Below are 22092 nucleotides of genomic sequence, written 5' to 3' on the forward strand. Positions count from 1 at the left end.
GGTCATCCTTGGGTCAACATGGGGTCCGCAAGATCGCTGTCTTGGTGCGGATGATCAAAGGATAGGCCTGTTCTGTCCAGCATGTCAGCCGGCCTCGCGCCGTTGTGACCGATCGGTCACTTTCTGTGAGCGGGATGTTTCAAGCACCTCAGCGCAAGCGCGGTGGTTTGTCCGGGTCCGACCCCGGAGCCACCGCATCAGGCGCACTGACAAGGGCGGGTTGCGGCAAGTCAAAGCGCAAGCCCACCCGCGCCAGCCGTTCAGTCACCGGATCATTGGCGTCGAAAAACCCCACATCCATCGCCCCCGCCTCGATCCCCGAAAAGGTCAGCGCCTCGGATGCGGCGCGGGCCAACGCGCTTTCAGCCCCCGGCACGGTGCCAACAAAGGCCAGCATATGGCCGCGTGTCGCCGCCGCATCCGCCGTGCCCACAAGATAGGCCATTTGCGCCAGCCCCGTCGCCGTCGCCAGCTTGGCATCTATCGCCTCAATCAACACATCCGGCAGACCCTTGGGCGCGGACACCTCGGCAATGCGGGCCTCAACCTCATCCGGCCCATGCTCCAGCGTTTGGGCCAACCATTGCACCCCGTCCGCCTCCAAAAGGAAGGCCGAAGGTCCCACATCAAGGTTCAGGCCAAGGCCCAGACCCTGTTCGGCCAAAAGCCCCGCAATCACCCGCCCAGACAGAGCCGCATAGGGGGCGGCAGCCCCCACAAACTGTGTCAGACGCTCCTGCCGGTCAAAGACCAGAACGATCTGCCCGGTGCCCGGATCAAAGATCTGCGGCGTGACCTTGTCGCCCTCGGCCTCGCCTTCGAGCAGCAAAAACAGCTCTGCATCTCCCAACCGCTCATAGAAGCGCAGGCGCACCGCATCATCGTTGGGGGCCGCAACCATCGCCGCATGGGCCGTATCAAGAACAGTCTCAGTCATGTCAGCACCTCTTGAACCCGGGCGCGCAAGGCGGGCAGCACGTCCGCCGCGAACCAGGGATTTTTCTTGAGCCACCCGGTATTGCGCCAGGACGGGTGAGGCAAGGGAAAGGCGCGAGGCGCATAGTCGCGCCAGCCTGCAACGGTGTCGGTGACGCCCGTCTTGGTCCCCAGATGCCAAGACTGCGCATAACCTCCGATCAATAGAATCAAAGGCACATCGCCCACATGATCCATCACGGGCGCGCGCCACGTTTTGGCACATATCTTGGGCGGCGGACGGTCACTGCCTTTGGCGTCATAACCGGGAAAGCAGAAGGCCATTGGCACGATGGCCAGCTTGTCCCGATCGTAGAACGTGGCCTCGTCCATCCCAAGCCAATCGCGCAGCCGATCGCCCGACGGATCGGTAAAGGGCCGCCCGCTGTCATGCACCCGCGCACCGGGGGCCTGCCCCGCGATCAGAATACGCGCGCCGGGTTTGAACCAAACCACCGGGCGCGGCGCGTGGCCGGTTTCGGTTGCGGCAAAGCGGTCGGCGCAGATGCGGCAGGCACGAATGTCATCAGGCAAATTCATATGTCTCAGCTATGGGCATTACGCGCCCTTGGCAATCATTTCGATATCTGTCGAAATAAAACTTGCGCACAGCATTCATTTCGATAAAGCTAGAAATATGAAAATGGAATCGCCCCTCCCGCTCGACCTCACCCGTGCCGCCAGCGCCTTTGCCGCGCTTGGGTCCGAACAACGCCTGTCTGTATTGCGCACGCTGGTGCGTGCGGGCCCTGAGGGCCTCAGCATCGGCACGTTAGGGGAACGCACGGGCGTTACAGGCTCCACCCTGACCCATCACGTCAAAATCCTCGCCACGGCAGGGCTTGTCACGCAGGCCCGTCAGGGCCGCTCGATCATCTGCGCCGCCGTCGCCTTTGACGAAGTGCAAAGCCTCTCCAACTTCCTGCTCACCGAATGCTGCGCTGACAGCCCGAAGGGATCGACCAATGGCTGATACAACCACCTCTGCCGCGCCAACCGCACGTTGGTTCACCCGGATCGACCGCGTCTGGATCGCAAGCGCGGTCTTGATCGCCCTCGTCGCGGTCTTCGACCTGCCTCGTGTTGACGATGTGGTGATCTTTGCCGCCCGCGCCCTGCTGGGCACCCTGCCCTTTGTCCTTTTTGCCGTCTTCGCAATTGCTTATCTCAAGGCGACGGGCGCGGAAAACCTGCTGGCCAAGGCGTTTGAGGGCAATCCGGCCCGAATGATTGTCATGGCGGCCCTTTTGGGTGGCCTCTCCCCCTTCTGTTCGTGCGAGGTCATCCCCTTCATCGCGGCCCTTTTGGCCGTCGGGGCCCCTTTGGGCGCGGTCATGGCCTTTTGGCTGGCCTCGCCCCTGATGGACCCCGCGATGTTCGCGATCACCACGGGCGCCATCAGCATTGAATTCGCACTGGCCAAGACCGTCGCGGCCATCGCCCTGGGCCTGTTCGGCGGGTTCGGCACGCTGATGTTGTCTGGCACATCGATGTTCGCAAACCCCTTGCGGGAAAAACCTGCCGTCGGCGGATGCTGCGGCGTCAAAGCGCCTTTCTCGGCCAAGCCCGTCTGGAAGTTCTGGGGCGATGCCACCCGCATCAAAGTCTTTCGCGAGGCGGGTCTTGAGAACGGGATTTTCCTTCTGAAATGGTTGACGCTGGCCTATGTGATCGAAGGGTTGATGGTCTATTACATGCCTGCTGATCTGATCGCCAATATCCTCGGTGGGGGCGGTCTGGGCACCATCATCCTGGGCGCCTTGGTTGGGATGCCTGCCTACCTGAACGGCTACGCCGCGCCGCCCCTCATCGGCGATCTTCTGGAACAGGGGATGGCCCACGGCGCGGCCATGTCCTTCATGATCGCGGGCGGTGTCAGCTCGATCCCCGCCGCCATCGCGGTCTGGGCCCTCGTCAAACCACGCGTCTTTGCCGCATATCTCGGGTTTGCCCTCACCGGGTCGGTTCTGGCCGGGATTGCGTGGCAAATGATGGCCTGACCCGGTCACGCAAAAACAAAACGAAGTGAACCGTTACCCCGCCCCCGCGCGGGGTAACGCGTATGAGGCAATCGGTTGTCTTTTCCCCGGAAACAATACCCAGCCATAACTGTACATTTATCTACAACTTGGACATAATGTGGCCAAAGTCGGTGATTAGACCGTTAATACACCTCTGGTAAGGGGGGAACGGATTGCCCACCTGAATGAGGGGGCACATGAGCAGCACACCGCGAGGCACGCGATGCTAGAGTTCGAAAATGTATCCAAGTCCTTTTGGACAGGCACACAGCGCAAGGTGATCCTTGACCGTGTGTCTTTCCGTGTGGAGTTGGGCAGCTCGCTGGGGGTGCTCGCCCCGAACGGGACGGGCAAGACAACGCTGATCAACATGATGGCAGGGCTGGAAAAACCCGATGAGGGCGAAATTCGCCGAATGTGCAACATCTCGTTCCCGCTGGGCTTCATGGGCGGCGTGGTGCCCAAGATCTCGGCCCTGGAAAACAGCCGCTATATCGCGCGGCTCTATGGCCTCGACCCCGACTATGTGGAAAGCTTCTGCAAGTGGCTGTGCAATCTGGGCGAATATTTCGACCAGCCCTTGGGGACCTATTCATCCGGGATGCGGGCGCGGTTCTCCTTTGCGCTCATGCTGGCGCTCGACTTTGACATATACTTGATCGACGAAGGGATGCCCTCCAGCACCGATGTCGAGTTTAACCGAAAAGCGGGGGAGGTGCTGCAGGAACGGCTGCGCACCACCACCATCGTAATCGTGTCGCACCAGGCGCAAACGCTCGAAAAATTCGCGCGTTCGGCGGCGGTCCTTCTGGATGGCAAGCTGCACATGTTCGACACATTGGAAGAAGCGAAACGGCTCTATGACTACGAAACCCAAAGCTAGAAAGTTCCGCATCAAACGCTCGGCTCCGGCCCTAGGCAGCGCCGGCAACGACTCAGCACCCGAGGCGCCGCAGGCACGCCCAGCCGCGCCCGAACCAACCCCCAAAGCTGCGCAACCTGCGCGCCCCGCCCCTACGGCCGAGGTGGCGTCGCCGGCACAAGTCGCAAGCGAGAACACCATCGAAGCCATTCGCCAGGAAGGACTGACAGGCCGCCAACTGCGCATGGCCCGCCGCGTCGCGCAAAAGCATGAACTGGCCCCCACATCCGATTTCGACGCCGTGCGGCTCTTGCGTGCCAAGGGCATCGACCCGTTCCAACGCTCCAACATGCTCGAACTGGTGGTCCCCCAAGCGGGGGCCGAGCCGCATGAGGGCGGCGCGCCAGACGCCTTTGCCAACCTGCCTGCCCAGACCGGTGGTGCCGGTGCGGCCCGCACGCAATTGCCACAAACGGTGCCCGTCAAGAGACAGCAACTGCCCTCCACCGAGGTCAGCCCCGCCGAACGCCGCGCCGAAGAAATCCGCAACATCCAGCGCGACATCGCGCGCCGTCGCCGCAAGAAAACGGGCCTTTTGCTCATCCGGCTGGCGTTCTTCGTCATGCTGCCCACATTCCTCGCAGGCTACTATTTCTATGTCATCGCCACGCCGATGTACGCCACCAAGTCCGAATTCCTGATCATCCAGAACGAAGGATCGGGCGGCGCGGGCCCGCTTGGCGGTCTGCTGCCCACGCAATTTGCGACCAATTCAGACAGTATCGCGGTGCAAGGTTTCCTACAGTCCAAGGACGCCATGCTGCGACTTGACCGAGACGTGGGCTTCAAATCACACTTCACCCAGGACTGGATCGACCCGATCCAAAGGCTCAGCCCCGACCCCACAAATGAAGAGGCCTATAAGGCATACAAAAAGAACGTCAAAATCGGCTATGACCCGACCGAGGGCATGATCCGGATGGAAGTCGCCGCCGCCGACCCCCGCGTCTCGGCGGACTTTTCGCGCCAGTTGATCAACTATGCCGAAGACCGGGTGAACAACCTCTCGGCCCAAAAGCGTGACGACCAGATGGCCGATGCCCGCGCAGGCTTTGAACGGGCAGAGGCCGAGCGGCGCGCCGCCCAGGAAAACCTCGTGCGCCTGCAGATCGAAGGGTCCACGCTGGACCCGGAGGCCGTGATTGCCAGCTTGCGCACGCAGATCGGCAATCTCGAAACCCAGATCATCGAAAAGCGGATCGAACTGGCGAGCCTGCTGAACAACGCCCGCCCCAACCAAAGCCGGGTGGATGGCGCGCGGGGCGTGCTCGAGATTTACGAGCAACAGCTTGTCTTGCTCGAAAACAAGATGACGGACGTGTCGCAGGGTGAAAATTCGCTGGCCGAACTGGCGGCCCGCATCCAGATCGCCCAGGCTGACCTCGCCTCGCGCGACATGATGATGCAATCGGCCCTGCAACAGATGGAACAGGCCCGCGTCGAGGCCTCGCGCCAGGTCCGCTATCTGACCATCGCGGTTGAGCCGGTCGAGAGCGAAGAACCGTCATATCCCCGCGCATTCGAAAACACGATCTTGGCTTTCATCGTCTTTGCAGGCATCTATCTGATGATCTCGCTCACCGCGTCCATCCTCAGAGAACAGGTAACCAGCTAAGATGAAACATGTAGCGATCGCCGATCTGACCATCGGTAATGACCAACCGCTGACGGTCATCGCAGGCCCTTGTGCGCTCGAAGGGCTGGGCATGGGCCGCGATATCGCAGGCACGATGAAGGAAATTTGTGACGCCGCAGGCGCGCAATACATCTTCAAAGCCAGCTATGACAAAGCCAACCGCACCTCGCTGTCGGGCGGGCGCGGCATGGGGCTCGACGAGGGGCTGCAAGCTCTGCAAACCATCAAGAACGACATCGGCGTGCCCGTCCTGACGGATGTTCACAACGAGGGCCAATGCGCCATCGCCGCCGAAGTGGTCGACGTGCTGCAAATCCCTGCCTTCCTCTGTCGCCAGACCGATATGCTGCTGGCCGCCGGAAACACCGGCGCTGTCGTGAACATAAAAAAGGGGCAGTTCCTGGCCCCCTGGGAAATGCCCAACATCATCAGCAAGGTCGAAAGCACCGGCAACGAGCGCATTCTGCTGACCGAACGGGGCACATCCTTTGGCTACAACACGCTGGTGGCGGACATGCGGTCGCTGCCGCAGATGGCACAAACCGGCTATCCGGTGGTGATGGATGCCACACATTCAGTGCAACAACCGGGTGGCAAGGGCGGATCATCGGGCGGGCAGCGTGAATTCGCGCCCGTCATGGCCCGCGCGGCTGTGGCCATCGGCGTAGGAGCCGTGTTCATCGAAACCCATCCCGATCCCGACAGCGCGCCCTCAGACGGGCCCAACATGATCTATCTCGACCAGATGGCCGAAGTGATCGAGACTTTGATGGCCTTTGACGCGCTGGCCAAGGCGCGCCCCATTTCCATCTGAACGCCAAATTTCAAAGCGGATTTTTCAATGACCAAACCTGCTGCCACAGTGACGCAAAACACGTGGGAATTCCTGCGCGATCCCATGATCACCCCGACCGGTTTTCGCGAATATGACGCCCGCTGGAAATACCCGGACGAGATCAACCTGCCCGGCATCACAGCCCTTGGCCTTGGCCTCGGCACCCAAATGCAGCGGCGCGGGATTGAACCTGTGATCGCCGTTGGCAATGATTATCGCGACTATTCGCTGTCGATCAAAAATGCCCTGATGGTGGGCCTGATGCAGGCAGGCATTCAGGTCAAGGATATCGGCCCCGCCCTGTCCCCCATGGCCTATTTCAGCCAGTTTCACCTCGACGTACCCGCCGTCGCGATGGTTACGGCCAGCCATAATCCAAACGGCTGGACCGGTGTGAAAATGGGCTTTGAACGCCCCCTCACCCACGGCCCACACGAGATGAGCGAGCTGCGCAATATCGTGCTGAATGGCGAGGGCGAGACGCGTTCAGGCGGCGGTTACGAATTTGTGCATGGCGTGCGCGAGGCCTACCTGGATGACCTCGTGGGCGACTTCAAAATGACCCGCAAGCTCAAGGTGGTCTGTGCCACCGGCAACGGCACGGCAGCGGCTTTTGCCCCTGCGCTGTTCGAGCGCCTCGGCGTCGAGGTTGTGCCCAGCCACAATGAGCTTGACTACACCTTCCCCAACTACAACCCCAACCCCGAAGCAATGGAAATGCTGCACGACATGGCGGGCAGTGTGACTGCGTCCGGTGCGGATTTCGCCTTTGGCTTTGACGGCGACGGCGACCGTTGCGGCGTGGTGGATGACGAAGGCGAAGAAATCTTTGCCGACAAGGTCGGCGTCATCATGGCCCGCGATCTGGCCAAGCTTTATCCCGGCAGCACCTTTGTTGCCGACGTAAAATCCACAGGCCTCTTTGCGTCCGACCCGGAACTGCGCAAGCACGACATCAAGGCCGATTACTGGAAAACCGGTCACAGCCACATGAAACGGCGGGTCAAGGAACTGGGCGCTCTGGCGGGGTTCGAGAAATCCGGCCACTACTTTCTGGCCGAACCCATCGGGCGCGGCTACGATTGCGGCATGCGGGTCGCCGTGGAAATCTGCAAACTCATGGACCGCAACCCCGACATGAAGATGTCAGACCTGCGCAAGGCCCTGCCCAAGACCCATTCGACGCCCACCATGTCGCCTTACTGCTCGGATCTTGAAAAATACGACACGCTGGCGCGGATCGTGGACAGGCTGGCCGCTTTGCATGCCGATGGTGGCACGATTGCCGGACGCGCGATCAAGGATGTGGTCACGGTCAACGGCGCACGTGTGATTCTCGACAATGGCGGCTGGGGGCTTGTACGGGCCTCCAGCAACACGCCCAACCTCGTCGTGGTCTGCGAAAGCCCCGAGAGCGAGGCTGAGTTGCGCGCTGTCTTTGCCGACATAGACGCGATCATCCGGACCGAACCGTCGGTGGGCGACTACGACCAAACGTTCTAGCGCGACAGCGACACATCTGCGCAAGGCGTACCTGTCGGTGCGCCCCGCCCTTAGTCAAAGAGGCTGCGCAGGCCCTTCTTGATCTCGTCCTCGATCTTGGTCTTCGCCGCCCCTTCGAGGTCTTGTGCGGCATCGCCGCTCACGCCCAACTCTTCGGCCACGCGGTTGCGCACGGCCTCTTCAGCTTGCGTTTTCAGGCGTTCTGCCTCCTCGGCAAAGTTCAGGTCGATGGCCGCTTCCAGATCAGGCAGGATGCTGGGATTTGCCCAAGGCCCACGAATACGAACCGGAATAGCAATGCCTGTGCCCTCATTGGCGCGCAGCGCAATCGGTGTGAACGTATAGTCTATCGTCTGGGCCCCCAGACCGACCTGCCCCGCGCCCCGCGCCTCGTAATTGGCCAGTTTCAACAACAGATCATCATTGCGCAACACGCCCGCATCCATGGTCCATGTGGCGCCCAGACTGTCAAAAACGGTCGTGCCACCGCCCACAGCGCCGGACCGCATCAACCGGTCCAGATCAATGCCTATGATTGTGCCCTTGCCAAAGTTCACTGCACCCTGGCCCGACAGCGATTTCATGATCGCATCCACGGAAGACCCCGACCCCAGAAACGACATTTCGGCATCGGCCTGCCCCGTCAAACGTTCCAACCCGACGGCATCGCGCAGCAGCTCCTGCATCGCCAGACGTTGCGCAAACATCTTGCCGCCAACCGATAGGCCAGAGCGGTTGTTGATCACAAATTCGCCCGACAGCACGCCGGCATAGGCTGCCACTTCGCGCAGCTCGAACACCATCCGCGAATTGTCGTTGCGCAGCAGGGTCCGCGTGGCCCCCAGCTTGAACTGGCCCAAATCCACGCTCGACGCGGTCAGGGCAATCTCGCCATTAAAGGCGGCCAGACCGCTGGCATCAATGCGGTCCGTGGGCCATCCGCTGCCCACCGGCGCGCTTTCACCGCCGCCTTCGGTCGCACTGCGCAAATCAAGGGCCCCGGCATTCAGCTGTGCGTTGATCTGCGGCGTCCCATTCAGGCTTATATCGGCGGCACCGGTCAGGGCGTTGCCGCCCAGATCCGCCGTCAATCCGCGCAGCGACAAACGCCGGTCCGGCGTCAAAGTGATTTCGGTCGCAAGGTCTACCGACTGGCCCAGGCGCGCAGGCAGGCCCGGCTTTGGCAAAGCCAATGCAGCCAGAAATGCATCCGTGCTGGGCATATCCAAGGTCAGTTGCCCCGCCACTTCGCCCGCTGTGCTGGCACGCCCGTCCAGGGTCAGCGTCCCGCCGCCTGCCGTAATCTCGGCCTGAACGGGGCGAACCTCGCCCGTGATGAAGCCGGCAAACCCTCCAATAGTCGCGCTGACCTCGACGGGGCTGCCCGCAGGCTGCAAGCGGGCGGCAATATCGGCAGGCCCCAAACGCTCTGGCCAATCCAGAGTAAGGTCAACGTCCGAATAGGACACAAGGTCAGAGCCTTCAGCGTCATAGATCAAAGTCGCCTCAGTGACCTCCAACCGCTGGATCGACACCGCTTGCGGGGCACGGTCAGGGTCCACTTCAGTCTCGATCTGCGCCTCGCCGCTGGCATCGGTAAAGACCCAGCTCGCGCGGCCATCCGCCCGGCTTTCCAGCCGGATCGTAGGCCGGGTCGCCTCAATATTGGTAATGCGAATCTCGCCGCCCAGCAGCGCCATGACGTCCACACCTATGGCCGCGTTCTCCGCAGTCAGCATCGGCCCCTGATCAGACCACTCGGCATTGCCCACCTCAAGGCCGCCGGCACTGACCCCCAAAACGGGCCACAGCGTCATAGACACATCGCCCGTGATCGAAACATCGCGTCCGGTGGCCGTCCTGATCTGGTCCGCGGCCAGTTGCGCGATCCGCTCTTTGGGCAGAAAGAACAGCGACACCCCCGCAACAAGGATGATCACAAGGACAAATCCGATCAGGCGAATGATCCATTTCATGAGGCTGCTCCGTTCTGGCGACGTGTCGATGCGACACTACCGCGTGGAGTGTCGTAACCCCAACCCTTTTCCCCGCACAAGAGTTCCCCTATGAGGCTTACTATGAGCACAAACCCGCCAAATCTGCGCCCCGACCTCGCGCCCAAGGCGCGGCTTGACCCATCGCCTGCCGCGCAACTGGATGCCCGCACCCGCCCCGGACAGCCCTCCATCGGCATGGTCAGCCTCGGCTGCCCAAAGGCGCTGGTGGACAGCGAGCGCATCCTGACCCGGCTGCGGGCCGAAGGGTACGGCATTTCACCCGACTATTCCGGCGCGGATGCGGTGATCGTGAACACCTGCGGCTTTCTCGACAGTGCCAAGGCCGAAAGCCTTGAGGCCATCGGCGAGGCGTTGAACGAAAACGGCAAGGTTATCGTGACGGGCTGTTTGGGGGCCGAACCGGAATATATCACAGGTGCCCACCCCAAGGTTCTGGCCGTCACCGGCCCGCATCAATACGAACAGGTGCTGGATGCGGTGCATACCGCCGTGCCACCTGACCCCGACCCTTTCATCGACCTCTTGCCCGCGCGCGGGATCAGCCTCACACCCCGCCATTTCAGCTATCTCAAGATTTCCGAGGGTTGCAACCACAAGTGCAAGTTCTGCATCATCCCCGATATGCGCGGACGTTTGACCAGTCGCCCCGCCCACGCGGTCATGCGCGAGGCGGAAAAGCTGGTGGAGGCTGGCGTGCGCGAATTGCTGGTAATCAGCCAGGATACATCGGCCTACGGCGTTGATATCAAACATGCCGAGGCCCATGGCCACCGCGCCCATATCACCGATCTGGCCCGCGATCTGGGGTCGCTCGGGGCCTGGGTGCGCCTGCATTACGTCTATCCCTACCCCCATGTACGGCAATTGATCCCGCTGATGGCCGATGGCCTCGTGCTGCCCTATCTCGACATCCCGTTCCAACACGCCCATCCCGATGTGCTCAAACGCATGGCGCGTCCGGCGGCGGCGGCCAAGACCTTGGACGAGATTGCCGCTTGGCGCGACATCTGCCCTGACCTAACCCTGCGCTCGACCTTTATCGTGGGGTATCCCGGCGAGACGGAAGCCGAATTTCAAACCCTGCTCGACTGGATGGACGAGGCGCAATTGGACCGGGTGGGCTGCTTTCAGTACGAAAACGTGGATGGGGCCCGCTCAAACGCGCTGCCGGATCACGTGGCCCCAGAAGTCAAGCAAGACCGCTGGGACCGTTTCATGGAAAAGGCCACCGCCATTTCCGAGGCCAAGCTGGCCGCCAAGGTTGGCCAAACCATGCAGGTCCTTGTGGACGAGGTCGATGACGAGGCCGCCACATGCCGAACCAAGGCCGACGCGCCGGAAATCGATGGCAACCTCTTTATCGACGAAGGGTTCGAGGGCCTGAAGCCCGGCGATCTTGTCACCGTCGAAGTGGACGAGGCCGGCGATTACGATCTTTGGGGGCGGATCGTCACGACTTAACCGCGCCCCGCCACACTGCTCTGATACCGTTCAAGTTCAGTGATCAGCGCAGGGCCGTTCGGCACATCCGCACGCGCCGAAAACTCGGCCCAAACGGCACCGAATGGCATGTCCTTGAACTCTTCGGTCACGGCCATCCGTGTGGTGAAATCCAATGCATCTTCGGCCGTGCGCAACCGATCCCATGGCGTCAATAACGCCCGCAACAGCGCCTTTTGCATGTTGCGCGTACCAATGACCCAGGCCGCTGTCCGGCTGATGGTCGCGTCAAAGAAATCGAGGCCGATCCGCGTGCGCTCCAGCAGGTCCGCACTCACCAGTTCTTGCGCCATCTGCAAAATATCGTCGTTCAGCAGGATCACATGATCGCTGTCCCAGCGCATGGGCCGCGAGACATGCAGCAATATCTCGTCCAGCGACAGCGCCACCGCGCTCAGCTTGTCTGCAATGTTCTCGGTCGGGTGAAAATGGCCCATATCCAGGCACAAAAGCGTCTCGTTTCGGATGGCATAGCCCAGATAAAACTCGTGACTGCCCACGGTGCACGCCTCGACCCCGATGCCAAACAGCTTGCTTTCCACCGCATCCAGCATCGCCCCCTTGTCGTGACGTCTATCTAGCATGGTATCCAGCGACGCCTCAAGCCGCGCGCGGGCCGCCATGCGGTCCACGGGGATATCCTTGTAACCATCCGGCACCCAGATGTTATTTACACAGGCCGCCCCTTGCGCCGCGCCCATCACCGCGGCAATCTCGCGTGACCGTTTGCCATGTTCGATCCAAAAGTCGCGAATGCCAGCATCCGGGTGGCTCAGCGTCAGGTTATCATCGGCCTTGGCATGGGCGAAAAAGGTCGGGTTAAAGTCCAGCTTGATGCCGTGATCGTGGCCCCAATCGACCCAAGGCACGAAATGCTTGAATTCGATCTCGTCCCGATCCGGGGTGGCATCGGTGTCCAGATACATCGCATGCAGGTTCAACCGGTGCTGACCCGGGATCATCGAATAGGCAAATTCCAGGTCCGCGCGCAGCTCATCCGGGGTGCGGGCCCGGCCCGGGTGATTGCCCGTCGCCTGAATGCCCCCGCCCGACGCACCGGTCTTCTGCTCGAAGCCCACCACATCATCGCCCTGCCAGCAATGCATTGAAATCGGGATGGTTTTCAGCTGCGCCAGCGCCGCTTCGGTGTCCACACCCCATTCGGCAAAAGCGGCCTTGGCCGTGTCATAGCTCATGTTCTGTCCTTACCGCGTAAACGCCTGAACGTTGCCCGCGTCCACGTTGATGATGTTGCCCGTCGATTTCGACGACGTGTCTGCCGCCAGGAAATAGCAGGCCTCGGCAATGTCCTCAGGCAGGACAGAGCGTTTGAGCATGGAGCGGTTGCGATACATTTCCTCCAGCCCCTCCTTGTCGGTTCCATAGGTGTCGGCGCGCTGTTCCAGCCAATCGCCCTCCCAGATTTTCGAGCCGCGCAGCACCGCGTCAGGGTTCACAACATTCACACGAATGCCAGCCTCCGCCCCCTCCAGCGCCAAACAGCGGGCCAGATGAATCTCGGCGGCCTTGGCCGTGCAATAGGCGGCTGCGTTCGGCGAGGCCGCAAGGCCGTTCTTGGACGCAACAAAAACCACGGCACCGCCCATGCCTTGCACCCGCATCAGCTTGAAGGCTTCGCGGCTGACCAGGAAATACCCGGTCGACAGGATGTCCATGTTCTTGTTCCAGAGGGCCAGCGTCGTCTCCTCAATCGGGGCCGACGACGCAATGCCCGCATTCGACACCAGAATGTCCACGCCGCCAAATTCAACCGCCGCATCGGCATAGGCGGCGGCAACCGCGGCCTCGTCGGTGACGTTCATGTTCACCACACGCACCACATCCGCGCCGTAACGCCCCACCAGATTGGCCTGGGTCGCCGCCAGCCCTTCATCGTTTATGTCGGCCAACACAACACAGGCCCCTTCGGCCAGATAGCGCGACGCCGTCGCCGCACCGATCCCGCCGGCACCACCAGTGACCAAGGCGACCCGGCCCGCCAGCGATTTCGGCTTGGGCATGCGCTGCAACTTGGCCTCTTCAAGCAGCCAGTATTCGATGTCGAATGCCTCTTGTTCGGGCAGGCCCTGATATTCGCTGACCGCCGACGCACCGCGCATCACATTGATCGCATTGACATAAAACTCGCCCGAGATACGGGCCGTGGCCTTGTCCTTGGCAAAGGTGATCATGCCCACGCCGGGCACCAGATAGACCACCGCATTGGGGTCGCGCAGCGCCGGGCTATCGTCATGTTTGCAGCGGTCGTAATACGCGGCATAGTCCTTGCGATAGGCATCGACCTGTTCCGGCAGGCCCGCCAGAACAGCGTCCAGATTGCCCTCAGCCGGATCAAAAGGCACGACCAAAGGCCGGATTTTCGTGCGCAGGAAATGGTCAGGGCAGGACGTACCAAGGGCGGCCAGCGCCTCCATCTCCTTGGCATTCACGAACTCCAGAACTGCGTCACTGTCGTTGAAATGACCCACCATATGCTGGTTGCCCGACACAAAGCCCCTGATCGCGGGCATCAACCGGGCCGCAACGGCACGGCGGGCGTCCGCCTCCAAACTGTCATGCACAGAGCCACCAAACGCGGCCACACCATCGCTGCGCTCGGCCAACCAGCGGGTGGCCACGTTGATCACGTCGATGGTCTGGTCATAACACGCCCGGGCGGTATCACCCCAGGTGAACAGGCCATGGCTTTCCAGCACAACACCATCGGCATCGGGGTTCTCAACACAAAACTTCTCCAGCCAAAGACCCAGTTCGTAACCGGGCTTTTTCCAGGGCAGCCACCCGATCCGGTCGCCAAAAATTTTCTGGGTCAACGCCTCGGAGTTTTTCGAGGCCGCAATCGCAATGATTGCATCGGCGTGCACATGGTCCACATGTTTGCGCGGCACATAAGCGTGCAGGGGCGTGTCGATCGAGGCCGCGCGCGGGTTCAACATAAAGGTGCAATGGGGCAGATAGCCGACCATCTCATCCTCAAACTCAACCCCACGATACAGCGCCTTCAAAGCCTGCAACTTGTCCATATACAGGGTCGCAAACCCGTCCATCTTGATAGAGCCGATATCGCCGCCCGACCCTTTGACCCAAAGTACCTCAACCGTCTCGCCGGTCAGCGGATCAACTTCCTGAACCTTGGCCGAAGTGTTGCCGCCGCCATAATTGGTCACGCGCTTGTCCGAGCCCAGAATGTTCGAGCGATACAGCAAAAGCTCCGATTCGCTCATCCCCGCAGCGACTTGATCGTCCCAGCGCGGCTCAAGGAGCTGAGTTTCCAATGATTTCAACATCTTTCCTCCCGGTCAGCGCCACGCGCCTCTCAAATTTCTTGTCCCAAGGCTGAGCGGAGCGACCTGCGATGTCAATCATTTTCACTCAAAAACAATCATGCTGCACCGCAGTATGATTGGTAATGATCGTTTTTGATTGACAGGTGACCCGAATCTGCACACCGTAAAGAGCAAGGGAGGCCGCAATGCACGAAAAAGAACGCCACACGATCATCCTGTCCGCGGTCGAGGAACGGCCAGTCGTGACCGTCACGGACCTGTGCAACATGACCGGCGCATCAGAGGCCACGATCCGCCGCGACATCGCCACACTGGATCAGGAAAAGCTCCTGCGCCGTGTGCGCGGCGGGGCGGAGGCACTGACCCCGCCACAATTCGTGGGCCTCGCAGGGCGGCCGTTTTCGGTCAACGAAACCATGCGGATCGAGGACAAGCAGGCCATTGCCGCCGCCGCCGTCGATCTGTGCGAGGACGGTGACGCCATCATCATCAACGGGGGCACCACGACGTTCCAGATGGTCCACCCGCTGGCCAGCCGCCGGATGCAAGTCTTTACCAATTCGTTCCCCATTGCTGAACATCTGCTCAAACATTCCAAGAACACTGTGATGTTGTCGGGCGGCACCATTTACCGCGAGCAAAACATCATTCTGTCGCCATTCGACAACGACGTGACGCGCAACTTCTGCGCCCGGCGCATGTTTATGGGGGCGCAGGGTCTCGGCCCCTTGGGGCTGATGGAGGCAGACCCGCTCCTGATCCAGGCCGAACAAAAGCTGATCGGGCAGGCCGACGAACTGGTGGTGCTGGTGGACAGCAGCAAATTCGAACAACGCTCCAGCCTCGTGCTGTGCCCGCTGGCCCGGATCAGCACCGTCATCACTGACGACAACATTTCCGACAAGGCGGCTGCCATGCTGGACGCCGCCGAAGTGAAACTGATCGTTGCCCCACGGGGCAGCGCGCAGAAAGCCGTCGCCTCCTAGCAGGCGACCAATAAAGCGAACGATTTTAGGGAGGAAACCAATGAAACGTCGCACATTCACCGCACTTACCGCCAGCCTCAGCCTCGCGGCCAGCCTCATGGGCACATCTGCCATGGCCCAGGACAACATGCGCATCGCGCTGGTCGTCAAGGCGCTTGGCATCGGCTTTTTTGAGGCTGCCAATGAAGGCGCGCAAGAGGCCGCCGCAGAGCTGGGCAACGTCGAGGTCATCTATACCGGCCCAACCGACACCACCGCCGAAGGCCAGATCGAGGTGATCAACGCCCTGATCGCCCAGAACGTGGATGCCATCGCCGTGTCCGCCAACGACACCGACGCGCTGGTTCCCGCCCTCAAGCGCGCGATGCAGCGTGGGATCACGGTCATTTCCTGGGATTCCGGCGTCGCGGATGATGGCCGCATGGTCCACCTCAACCCGTCGTCCAACGCTCTGATCGGCAACATGATCGTCAAGCTGGCCGCCGACCACCTGCCCGATGGCGGTGACGTGGCGGTGCTGTCGGCCACGACCACCTCGACGAACCAGAACATCTGGATCGAAGAAATGACCAAGGTGCTGCCCAACTACCCGGGCATCAACGTTGTCTCGACCGTCTATGGAGATGATCTGGCCGACAAATCCTACCGCGAGGCCCAGGGCCTGATGCAATCCTTCCCGGATCTGGACGCCATTATCGCGCCCACCTCCGTGGGCATCGTGGCCGCGGCCCAGGCCGTTGCGGACGCGGGCAAGATCGGTGAGGTCAACGTGACGGGCCTGGGCCTGCCGTCTGAGATGGCGGGCGCAATTGAAAGCGGCGCGTCGCAGTCCTTTGCGATCTGGAACCCCATCGATCTGGGCTACTCCGCCACGATGATTGCGCATGCGCTGGCCTCTGGTGCCGCCACGGCCGCACCCGGCGCCGAAATTTCCATCGGACGCGTGGGCACCATCACGCTAGATGACAGCAACTCTGCCGCGATGGCCGACCCGTTTGTTTATGACGCGTCCAATATCGAGCAGTTCAAGTCGATCTTCTAAAGATCGGCATGGCCCCCGGCGTGGTCCCAACATCGCGCCGGGGGCGTCTTTCCCCCAAATCGAGTGCCTGCAATGCTCAAGCAAACGGATAGACCTGTGCCGTCGCAAGACGTGTCCCAAAGGCACGCCGTTCTGGCATTGAAGGGCATCACCAAAACCTTTCCCGGCGTCAAAGCACTCTCTGACGTTTCACTCAGCCTCTTTCCCGGCAAGGTCACAGCGTTGATCGGCGAGAACGGTGCGGGCAAATCCACGGTCGTGAAAATCCTGACGGGCATCTATCAACCCAACGGCGGCACAATCGAGGTCGATGGCATGCCCACCGCCTTTCCCGCGCCCCAGGACGCTGCGGATAATGGCGTCACGGCAATCCATCAGGAAACCGTCCTCTTTGACGAGCTTTCCGTCGCCGAAAACATCTTTCTCGGGCACGCCCCCCGCGGGGCCTTCGGGCTGATCGACCGCAAAGGGATGGTGGCCCAGGCCCGCGATCTGCTGAACAGCATCGGCGCCCAGATTGATCCCGAACACAAGCTGCGCGACCTTGGCATCGCCAACAAACACCTTGTCGCCATCGCCCGCGCCCTGTCCATCGACGCCCGTGTCGTGATCATGGACGAACCGACCGCCGCGCTCTCGCACAAGGAAATCGAAGAGCTCTACGAGCTGGTCGAAAGCCTCAAGGCCCAGGGCAAGGCGATCCTCTTCATCAGCCACAAGTTCGACGAAGTGTTCCGCATCGCCGACAACTACACCGTCTTTCGCGACGGCCAACTGATCGGGGACGGCGCCATCGCCGATGTGAGCGAAACCGAATTGGTCAAGATGATGGTCGGGCGCGACGTCAGCCAGATCTTTCCCAAACGCACACCCAACCCCGGCGACACTGTGCTCAAGGTCCAAGGTTACGACCACCCAACCGAATTTGACGACATCGGCTTCACGCTGCGCACCGGCGAAATCCTCGGCTTCTACGGCCTCGTTGGCGCGGGCCGCTCCGAATTCATGCAGGCCCTTTTCGGCATCACCAGAACCTCGGCCGGCACGGTCGAAGTCAACGGCAAACAAGTCGAAATCAGATCGCCCGCCGACGCCGTCGCCAATGGCATCGTCTACGTGCCCGAAGATCGCGGGGCCCAAGGCGCGATCCTCGATCTGCCCATCTTCCAGAACATCACGCTCCCCTCGCTGGGGCGTATCTCGAACAACGGTTTCCTGCAGTTGGCTGAAGAATTCAAACTGGCTCGCGACTATACCGAACGGCTGGACTTGCGCGCCGCCTCGCTCGACACGCCAGTGGGCAACCTGTCAGGCGGCAATCAGCAAAAGGTGGTTATCGCCAAGTGGCTCGCCACCCAACCATCAGTGATCATCCTCGATGAACCGACCAAGGGGGTCGACATCGGCTCAAAGGCGGCAGTGCACGAATTCATGGCAGAACTGGCGGCCCAGGGCCTCGCCGTGATCATGGTCAGCTCGGAAATTCCCGAAGTGCTCGGCATGGCCGACCGGGTTATCGTCATGCGCGAGGGACGCATCGCAACCGAGCTAGCGGGCGATGATCTGACACCCGAAACGCTTGTCCGCCACGCTGCCGGTATCTGAGGGGACCCGCCATGCTCAAACGTCTGATTTCCACCCGAGAGACGCTTCTGATGGCGGCCATCGTACTGCTGCTGGTCCTGATCTCGTCGCGCTTTCCCGCCTTTATCGGGCCATCCAACCTGGCGCGGGTCTTCAACGACACCTCGCCCCTGATCCTGCTGGCCATCGGCCAGATGATCGTGATCCTGACCAAATGCATCGACCTCAGTGTGGCAGCAAACCTTGCGCTCACAGGGATGGTCGTGTCCATGATCAACGTGGCCGCACCCGGCCTGCCCATGATCTTTATTCTGATGATCGCCGTGGGTCTCGGCACGCTTTTGGGCATGTTCAACGGCCTGCTGGTGTGGAAGCTCAGCATCCCGCCTATCGTTGTCACCCTTGGTACGATGACCATCTTTCGCGGAATTATCTTTCTGATTTCAGACGGAAAATGGGTGAACAGTCACGAGATGAGCGCCGCGTTCAAGGCCTTTCCACGCACCATCCTTCTGGGCCTTCCGGTCCTCAGTTGGATCGCGATCATCGCCGTCATCCTCTTTACCATCGTGATGACACGCACAACCTTGGGCCGCGCATTCTATGCTGCGGGCGGCAATCCCCATGCGGCCACGTATGCTGGCATCAACGTGGGCAAGACCCAATTCTGGGCCTTCACCATTTCGGGCGCACTGGCGGGGTTGGCGGGCTACCTCTGGGTGTCGCGGTTCGCCGTGGCTTACGTCGATATCGCGGGCGGGTTCGAGTTGGACGTGGTCGCGGCTTGCGTTATCGGCGGCGTGTCGATCATGGGCGGCATCGGCACAGTGGCGGGGGCCTTGCTCGGCGCCCTCTTCCTCGGCATCATCAAGAACGCGCTGCCGGTCGTCGACATCTCGCCCTTCTGGCAACTGGCCATCTCGGGCGGCGCGATCATCATCGCCGTGGCGCTCAACGCCCAAGCCAATCGCAAAAAGGGCCGCATTATCCTCAAACAGGCAGAACACGCGACATGAGCACCACCGACCGCCATATCCCCGACCGCCTGCGCTCCCGGCTGGAACAGCGGCTCAAAAGCTGGGAAACCTTGCTGTTGCTCGTGGCAATTGCCATCTTTGTAGCCAACAGCTTTGCCTCTCCCTATTTCCTCAACGCCTGGAACCTCAGCGACGCCACCTTCAACTTTACCGAAAAGGCGATGATCGCCTTTGCCATGGCCCTGCTGATCATCTCGGGCGAGATTGACCTGTCCGTCGCCGCCATCATTGCGCTGGCCTCCACCGCCATGGGGGCGGCAGTCCAGATGGGCGTGGGCACGCCGGGTCTGGTGCTGATCGGGCTTGGTGTTGGTCTGCTTTGCGGCGCATTCAACGGGGTGCTTGTCACCCGCTTTGGCTTGCCCTCCATTGTCGTGACCATCGGCACCATGAGCCTGTTTCGCGGCATCAGCTTTATCGTGCTGGGTGATCAAGCCTACGGCGGTTATCCGTCGTCTTTTCAATGGTTTGGCCAAGGCTACATCTGGTGGGTGATATCCTTCGAATTTGTCCTTTTCGGGATCATCGCCGCGATCTATGCGGTGCTCTTGCACAAAACCAACTTTGGCCGCGCCGTTTATGCAATCGGCAACAACCCGACCGGCGCGATGTTCTCTGGTATCCGGGTGCAACGGGTAAAATTCACGCTCTTCCTGCTCACCGGTCTCATGTCGGGCATCGCCGCCGTCTGTTTGACCGCGCGTCTCGGCTCCACCCGCCCCTCCATCGCGACGGGGTGGGAATTGGAGGTGGTCACCATGGTCGTCCTGGGTGGCGTCAGCATCCTGGGCGGCTCGGGCACCATCGTGGGCGTCGTCATCGCGGCCTTTGTCATGGGGCTGGTCACCTTTGGGCTGGGCCTCTTGAACGTGCCGGGCATCGTGATGTCCATCGTGATCGGCGCACTTTTGATCGGGGTCATCGCCCTGCCCCGGCTCTGGTCCATGTGGCGGCGCGCCTGATGGAAAAATATGCCTTCAAGATGAAGCTCAACCCCGGTTGCCGCGCCGAATATATCAAGCGCCACGACGAGATTTGGCCGGAATTGACCGCCCTTTTGCAAGAGGCAGGCGTGTCCGATTATTCGATCCATCTGGATGCGGAAACGGACATCCTTTTTGCCGTACTGTGGCGTACGGATGGGCACGGGATGGACACGTTGCCCGCCCACCCCGTGATGCAGAAATGGTGGGCGCACATGGCCGACATCATGGAGACGCATCCCAGCCTTGAACCCATCGCCACGCCCCTTGAAACGGTCTTTCACCAGCCATGACCCCGCGCCACATCGCCGTCATCGACATTGGCAAGACCAACGCCAAGCTTGTGCTGGTCGATGCCGCCGACCTGTCCGAAATCGCGGTAATCACGCGGCCCAACGCCGTACGACCCGGCCCGCCCTGGCCCCATTTCGACGTCGAAGGGCATTGGGATTTTCTGCGCGCGGGCCTGCGCGACCTTCATGCCGCACATGGGATCGACGCCATCTCGGTCACCACCCACGGGGCCTGTGCTGCCTTGCTGGATGAAAAGGGGGACTTGGCCGCGCCGATCCTGGATTATGAACACGCGGGGCCCGATGATCTGGCCCGGGAATACGCGGCGATCCGTCCCCCTTTCTCGGAAACCGGATCGCCCAAGCTCGCTGGCGGCCTCAACATCGGCGCCCAGCTTTATTGGCAGTTTCGACAGGACCCGACCCTGCGGGGACGCACCGAAACGATTGTCACATATCCGCAGTTTTGGGGCGCTCTGCTGACGGGCAAAGTGGCGATGGATGTGACGTCGCTGGGCTGTCACACCGATCTTTGGAACCCGCATGAGGGTACGTTTTCATCGCTGGTGGCGGGGCTGGAAATGGCGGACAAACTGCCGCCCGTGCGCAAACCCTGGGAGGTGCTGGGGCCGATCTTGCCTGCCATCGCAACCGAGACGGGGCTATGCCCCGGCACTCCGGTCCATTGTGGTATTCACGACTCCAACGCTTCGCTCTTGCCCTACATCCTGGCGCATGACGCGCCGTTCAGCGTTGTGTCCTCAGGCACCTGGGTTGTCGCGATGTCAGTGGGCGGCACGCCAGTGGTGCTGAACCCCGACCTTGATGCCTTGATCAACGTGACGGCGCATGGCACGCCCGCCCCCTCCGCGCGGTTCATGGGGGGGCGAGAGCATGATCTGGCCACAGGCGGTCCTTATCCCGACCCCACGGATGATGATCTGGATGCGGTGATGGCGCGGCAGGTCATGCTGTTGCCTGCAGTTGTGCCGGAAACAGGACCGTTCAAAGGGCAAAGCGCCACCTGGATCGGCCCCGAACCCGCGGTTGGCACCGTACGGCGCGGGGCGGCGGTGGCCCTTTATCTTGCGCTGGTGACGGCGGAATGCCTGCGCAATATCGGCCATGCCGGCGCGGTCATTGTGGAGGGACCTTTTGCGGGCAATACGGTCTATCTTGAGATGCTGGCCGCAGCGACGGGCAGCGCCGTGTTTTCCGCCGCGGGCGTCACGGGCACCAGCGCAGGCGCCGCCCTGCTGGCTTGTGATCCAAAGACTGTGCGCCCGAGCCAGAACCGGCGGATTGTGCCGCCCGCAGAGCGCGTTGCACAGCTGCAAGACTACGCCCAAATGTGGCAAACGCATCTGGATCAGCGCAGCCTCTAAAGGAACAGGCAAACCTGTTTTTCAATGTTCTGCCGGGCGCGAAGAAGGGGAAGAATGACGCTGT

19 protein-coding genes are annotated in these 22092 nt (G+C 61.3%); 14 read left to right on the top strand and 5 right to left on the bottom strand.

Features of this window, described 5'->3' with window-relative positions:
* Positions 1 to 148 precede the first annotated feature (148 nt).
* Positions 149 to 937 (bottom strand): SseB family protein, encoded by a 789-nt coding sequence (locus Q1A44_RS07045; protein WP_299621952.1) that lies wholly within the window; start codon positions 935 to 937, stop codon positions 149 to 151.
* Positions 934 to 1515, bottom strand: coding sequence for a uracil-DNA glycosylase family protein (locus Q1A44_RS07050; RefSeq protein ID WP_299621955.1), 582 nt, complete (start codon positions 1513 to 1515; stop codon positions 934 to 936). Before Q1A44_RS07050 ends, Q1A44_RS07045 begins: the two co-directional genes overlap by 4 nt.
* Positions 1516 to 1612: 97 nt before the next feature.
* Here Q1A44_RS07050 and Q1A44_RS07055 point away from each other — a divergent pair, with 97 nt between their 5' ends.
* The 6 genes from Q1A44_RS07055 to Q1A44_RS07080 all read left to right on the top strand — a co-directional run bounded on the left by Q1A44_RS07055 (position 1613) and on the right by Q1A44_RS07080 (position 7892).
* Entirely contained in the window at positions 1613 to 1948 is a 336-nt protein-coding gene (locus Q1A44_RS07055; protein ID WP_299621958.1) for a metalloregulator ArsR/SmtB family transcription factor, read from the top strand.
* A complete protein-coding gene (locus tag Q1A44_RS07060; RefSeq protein ID WP_299621961.1) occupies positions 1941 to 2975 on the top strand; it encodes a permease in 1035 nt (344 codons plus the stop codon). The genes Q1A44_RS07055 and Q1A44_RS07060 overlap by 8 nt, the downstream gene beginning before the upstream one ends.
* A gap of 244 nt (positions 2976 to 3219) precedes the next feature.
* Positions 3220 to 3879: an ATP-binding cassette domain-containing protein gene (locus tag Q1A44_RS07065; protein ID WP_299621964.1), complete on the top strand. Its 660-nt coding sequence runs from the start codon at positions 3220 to 3222 to the stop codon at positions 3877 to 3879.
* Positions 3857 to 5533 carry a capsule biosynthesis protein gene (locus Q1A44_RS07070; protein ID WP_299621967.1) on the top strand — a complete coding sequence of 559 codons (1677 nt, stop codon included), beginning with the start codon at positions 3857 to 3859 and terminating at the stop codon, positions 5531 to 5533. The genes Q1A44_RS07065 and Q1A44_RS07070 overlap by 23 nt, the downstream gene beginning before the upstream one ends.
* A gap of 1 nt (position 5534) precedes the next feature.
* Positions 5535 to 6368, top strand: coding sequence for a 3-deoxy-8-phosphooctulonate synthase (kdsA, locus tag Q1A44_RS07075; protein WP_299621970.1), 834 nt, complete (start codon positions 5535 to 5537; stop codon positions 6366 to 6368).
* A gap of 27 nt (positions 6369 to 6395) precedes the next feature.
* A complete protein-coding gene (locus Q1A44_RS07080) occupies positions 6396 to 7892 on the top strand; it encodes a phosphomannomutase/phosphoglucomutase (RefSeq protein WP_299621973.1) in 1497 nt (498 codons plus the stop codon).
* A gap of 50 nt (positions 7893 to 7942) precedes the next feature.
* Here the strand turns inward: Q1A44_RS07080 and Q1A44_RS07085 are convergent, their stop codons facing one another.
* Complete coding sequence (locus Q1A44_RS07085) at positions 7943 to 9868, bottom strand: AsmA family protein (protein WP_299621976.1); 1926 nt, start codon at positions 9866 to 9868, stop codon at positions 7943 to 7945.
* 102 nt (positions 9869 to 9970) lie between these two features.
* Between Q1A44_RS07085 and rimO the strand changes: the two genes are divergently transcribed.
* A complete protein-coding gene (rimO, locus tag Q1A44_RS07090; RefSeq protein WP_299621979.1) occupies positions 9971 to 11371 on the top strand; it encodes a 30S ribosomal protein S12 methylthiotransferase RimO in 1401 nt (466 codons plus the stop codon).
* On the opposite strand, the gene Q1A44_RS07095 is transcribed toward rimO, so the two are convergent.
* On the bottom strand, positions 11368 to 12606 hold the full coding sequence (locus tag Q1A44_RS07095; RefSeq protein ID WP_299621982.1) for an L-rhamnose isomerase: 1239 nt from the start codon (positions 12604 to 12606) through the stop codon (positions 11368 to 11370). The genes rimO and Q1A44_RS07095 overlap by 4 nt on opposite strands.
* Positions 12607 to 12615: 9 nt before the next feature.
* On the bottom strand, positions 12616 to 14718 hold the full coding sequence (locus Q1A44_RS07100; RefSeq protein WP_299621985.1) for a bifunctional rhamnulose-1-phosphate aldolase/short-chain dehydrogenase: 2103 nt from the start codon (positions 14716 to 14718) through the stop codon (positions 12616 to 12618).
* Between the two features lie 185 nt (positions 14719 to 14903).
* Between Q1A44_RS07100 and Q1A44_RS07105 the strand changes: the two genes are divergently transcribed.
* The 7 genes from Q1A44_RS07105 to Q1A44_RS07135 all read left to right on the top strand — a co-directional run bounded on the left by Q1A44_RS07105 (position 14904) and on the right by Q1A44_RS07135 (position 22028).
* Positions 14904 to 15704, top strand: coding sequence for a DeoR/GlpR family DNA-binding transcription regulator (locus Q1A44_RS07105; protein ID WP_299621988.1), 801 nt, complete (start codon positions 14904 to 14906; stop codon positions 15702 to 15704).
* Between the two features lie 40 nt (positions 15705 to 15744).
* Complete coding sequence (rhaS, locus tag Q1A44_RS07110; RefSeq protein WP_299621991.1) at positions 15745 to 16746, top strand: rhamnose ABC transporter substrate-binding protein; 1002 nt, start codon at positions 15745 to 15747, stop codon at positions 16744 to 16746.
* 72 nt (positions 16747 to 16818) lie between these two features.
* Positions 16819 to 18351 carry a sugar ABC transporter ATP-binding protein gene (locus Q1A44_RS07115; protein WP_299621994.1) on the top strand — a complete coding sequence of 511 codons (1533 nt, stop codon included), beginning with the start codon at positions 16819 to 16821 and terminating at the stop codon, positions 18349 to 18351.
* An 11-nt stretch (positions 18352 to 18362) separates the two neighbouring features.
* Positions 18363 to 19346, top strand: a complete 984-nt coding sequence (locus Q1A44_RS07120) for an ABC transporter permease (protein WP_299621997.1) — start codon at positions 18363 to 18365, stop codon at positions 19344 to 19346.
* Entirely contained in the window at positions 19343 to 20329 is a 987-nt protein-coding gene (locus Q1A44_RS07125; RefSeq protein WP_299622000.1) for an ABC transporter permease, read from the top strand. The genes Q1A44_RS07120 and Q1A44_RS07125 overlap by 4 nt, the downstream gene beginning before the upstream one ends.
* On the top strand, positions 20329 to 20643 hold the full coding sequence (locus Q1A44_RS07130; protein WP_299622003.1) for an L-rhamnose mutarotase: 315 nt from the start codon (positions 20329 to 20331) through the stop codon (positions 20641 to 20643). Before Q1A44_RS07125 ends, Q1A44_RS07130 begins: the two co-directional genes overlap by 1 nt.
* The gene (locus Q1A44_RS07135; protein WP_299622006.1) at positions 20640 to 22028 is read left to right on the top strand and encodes an FGGY-family carbohydrate kinase; all 1389 of its coding nucleotides are present in this window, start codon (positions 20640 to 20642) and stop codon (positions 22026 to 22028) included. Before Q1A44_RS07130 ends, Q1A44_RS07135 begins: the two co-directional genes overlap by 4 nt.
* Positions 22029 to 22092 lie beyond the last annotated feature (64 nt).

This window comes from uncultured Tateyamaria sp. (assembly GCF_947503705.1).
Lineage (GTDB): Bacteria > Pseudomonadota > Alphaproteobacteria > Rhodobacterales > Rhodobacteraceae > Tateyamaria.

Bases quoted from the DNA above. Each gene is read 5' to 3' on its own strand.
- Q1A44_RS07050 (WP_299621955.1), bottom strand. From the start codon at position 1,515: ATGAATTTGCCTGATGACATTCGTGCCTGCCGCATCTGCGCCGACCGC.
- Q1A44_RS07080 (WP_299621973.1), top strand. From the start codon at position 6,396: ATGACCAAACCTGCTGCCACAGTGACGCAAAACACGTGGGAATTCCTG.
- Q1A44_RS07070 (WP_299621967.1), top strand. From the start codon at position 3,857: ATGACTACGAAACCCAAAGCTAGAAAGTTCCGCATCAAACGCTCGGCT.
- Q1A44_RS07055 (WP_299621958.1), top strand. From the start codon at position 1,613: ATGAAAATGGAATCGCCCCTCCCGCTCGACCTCACCCGTGCCGCCAGC.
- Q1A44_RS07065 (WP_299621964.1), top strand. From the start codon at position 3,220: ATGCTAGAGTTCGAAAATGTATCCAAGTCCTTTTGGACAGGCACACAG.
- Q1A44_RS07125 (WP_299622000.1), top strand. From the start codon at position 19,343: ATGAGCACCACCGACCGCCATATCCCCGACCGCCTGCGCTCCCGGCTG.
- Q1A44_RS07115 (WP_299621994.1), top strand. From the start codon at position 16,819: ATGCTCAAGCAAACGGATAGACCTGTGCCGTCGCAAGACGTGTCCCAA.
- Q1A44_RS07045 (WP_299621952.1), bottom strand. From the start codon at position 937: ATGACTGAGACTGTTCTTGATACGGCCCATGCGGCGATGGTTGCGGCC.
- kdsA (WP_299621970.1), top strand. From the start codon at position 5,535: ATGAAACATGTAGCGATCGCCGATCTGACCATCGGTAATGACCAACCG.
- Q1A44_RS07085 (WP_299621976.1), bottom strand. From the start codon at position 9,868: ATGAAATGGATCATTCGCCTGATCGGATTTGTCCTTGTGATCATCCTT.
- rhaS (WP_299621991.1), top strand. From the start codon at position 15,745: ATGAAACGTCGCACATTCACCGCACTTACCGCCAGCCTCAGCCTCGCG.
- Q1A44_RS07105 (WP_299621988.1), top strand. From the start codon at position 14,904: ATGCACGAAAAAGAACGCCACACGATCATCCTGTCCGCGGTCGAGGAA.
- rimO (WP_299621979.1), top strand. From the start codon at position 9,971: ATGAGCACAAACCCGCCAAATCTGCGCCCCGACCTCGCGCCCAAGGCG.
- Q1A44_RS07060 (WP_299621961.1), top strand. From the start codon at position 1,941: ATGGCTGATACAACCACCTCTGCCGCGCCAACCGCACGTTGGTTCACC.
- Q1A44_RS07130 (WP_299622003.1), top strand. From the start codon at position 20,329: ATGGAAAAATATGCCTTCAAGATGAAGCTCAACCCCGGTTGCCGCGCC.
- Q1A44_RS07135 (WP_299622006.1), top strand. From the start codon at position 20,640: ATGACCCCGCGCCACATCGCCGTCATCGACATTGGCAAGACCAACGCC.
- Q1A44_RS07095 (WP_299621982.1), bottom strand. From the start codon at position 12,606: ATGAGCTATGACACGGCCAAGGCCGCTTTTGCCGAATGGGGTGTGGAC.
- Q1A44_RS07120 (WP_299621997.1), top strand. From the start codon at position 18,363: ATGCTCAAACGTCTGATTTCCACCCGAGAGACGCTTCTGATGGCGGCC.
- Q1A44_RS07100 (WP_299621985.1), bottom strand. From the start codon at position 14,718: ATGTTGAAATCATTGGAAACTCAGCTCCTTGAGCCGCGCTGGGACGAT.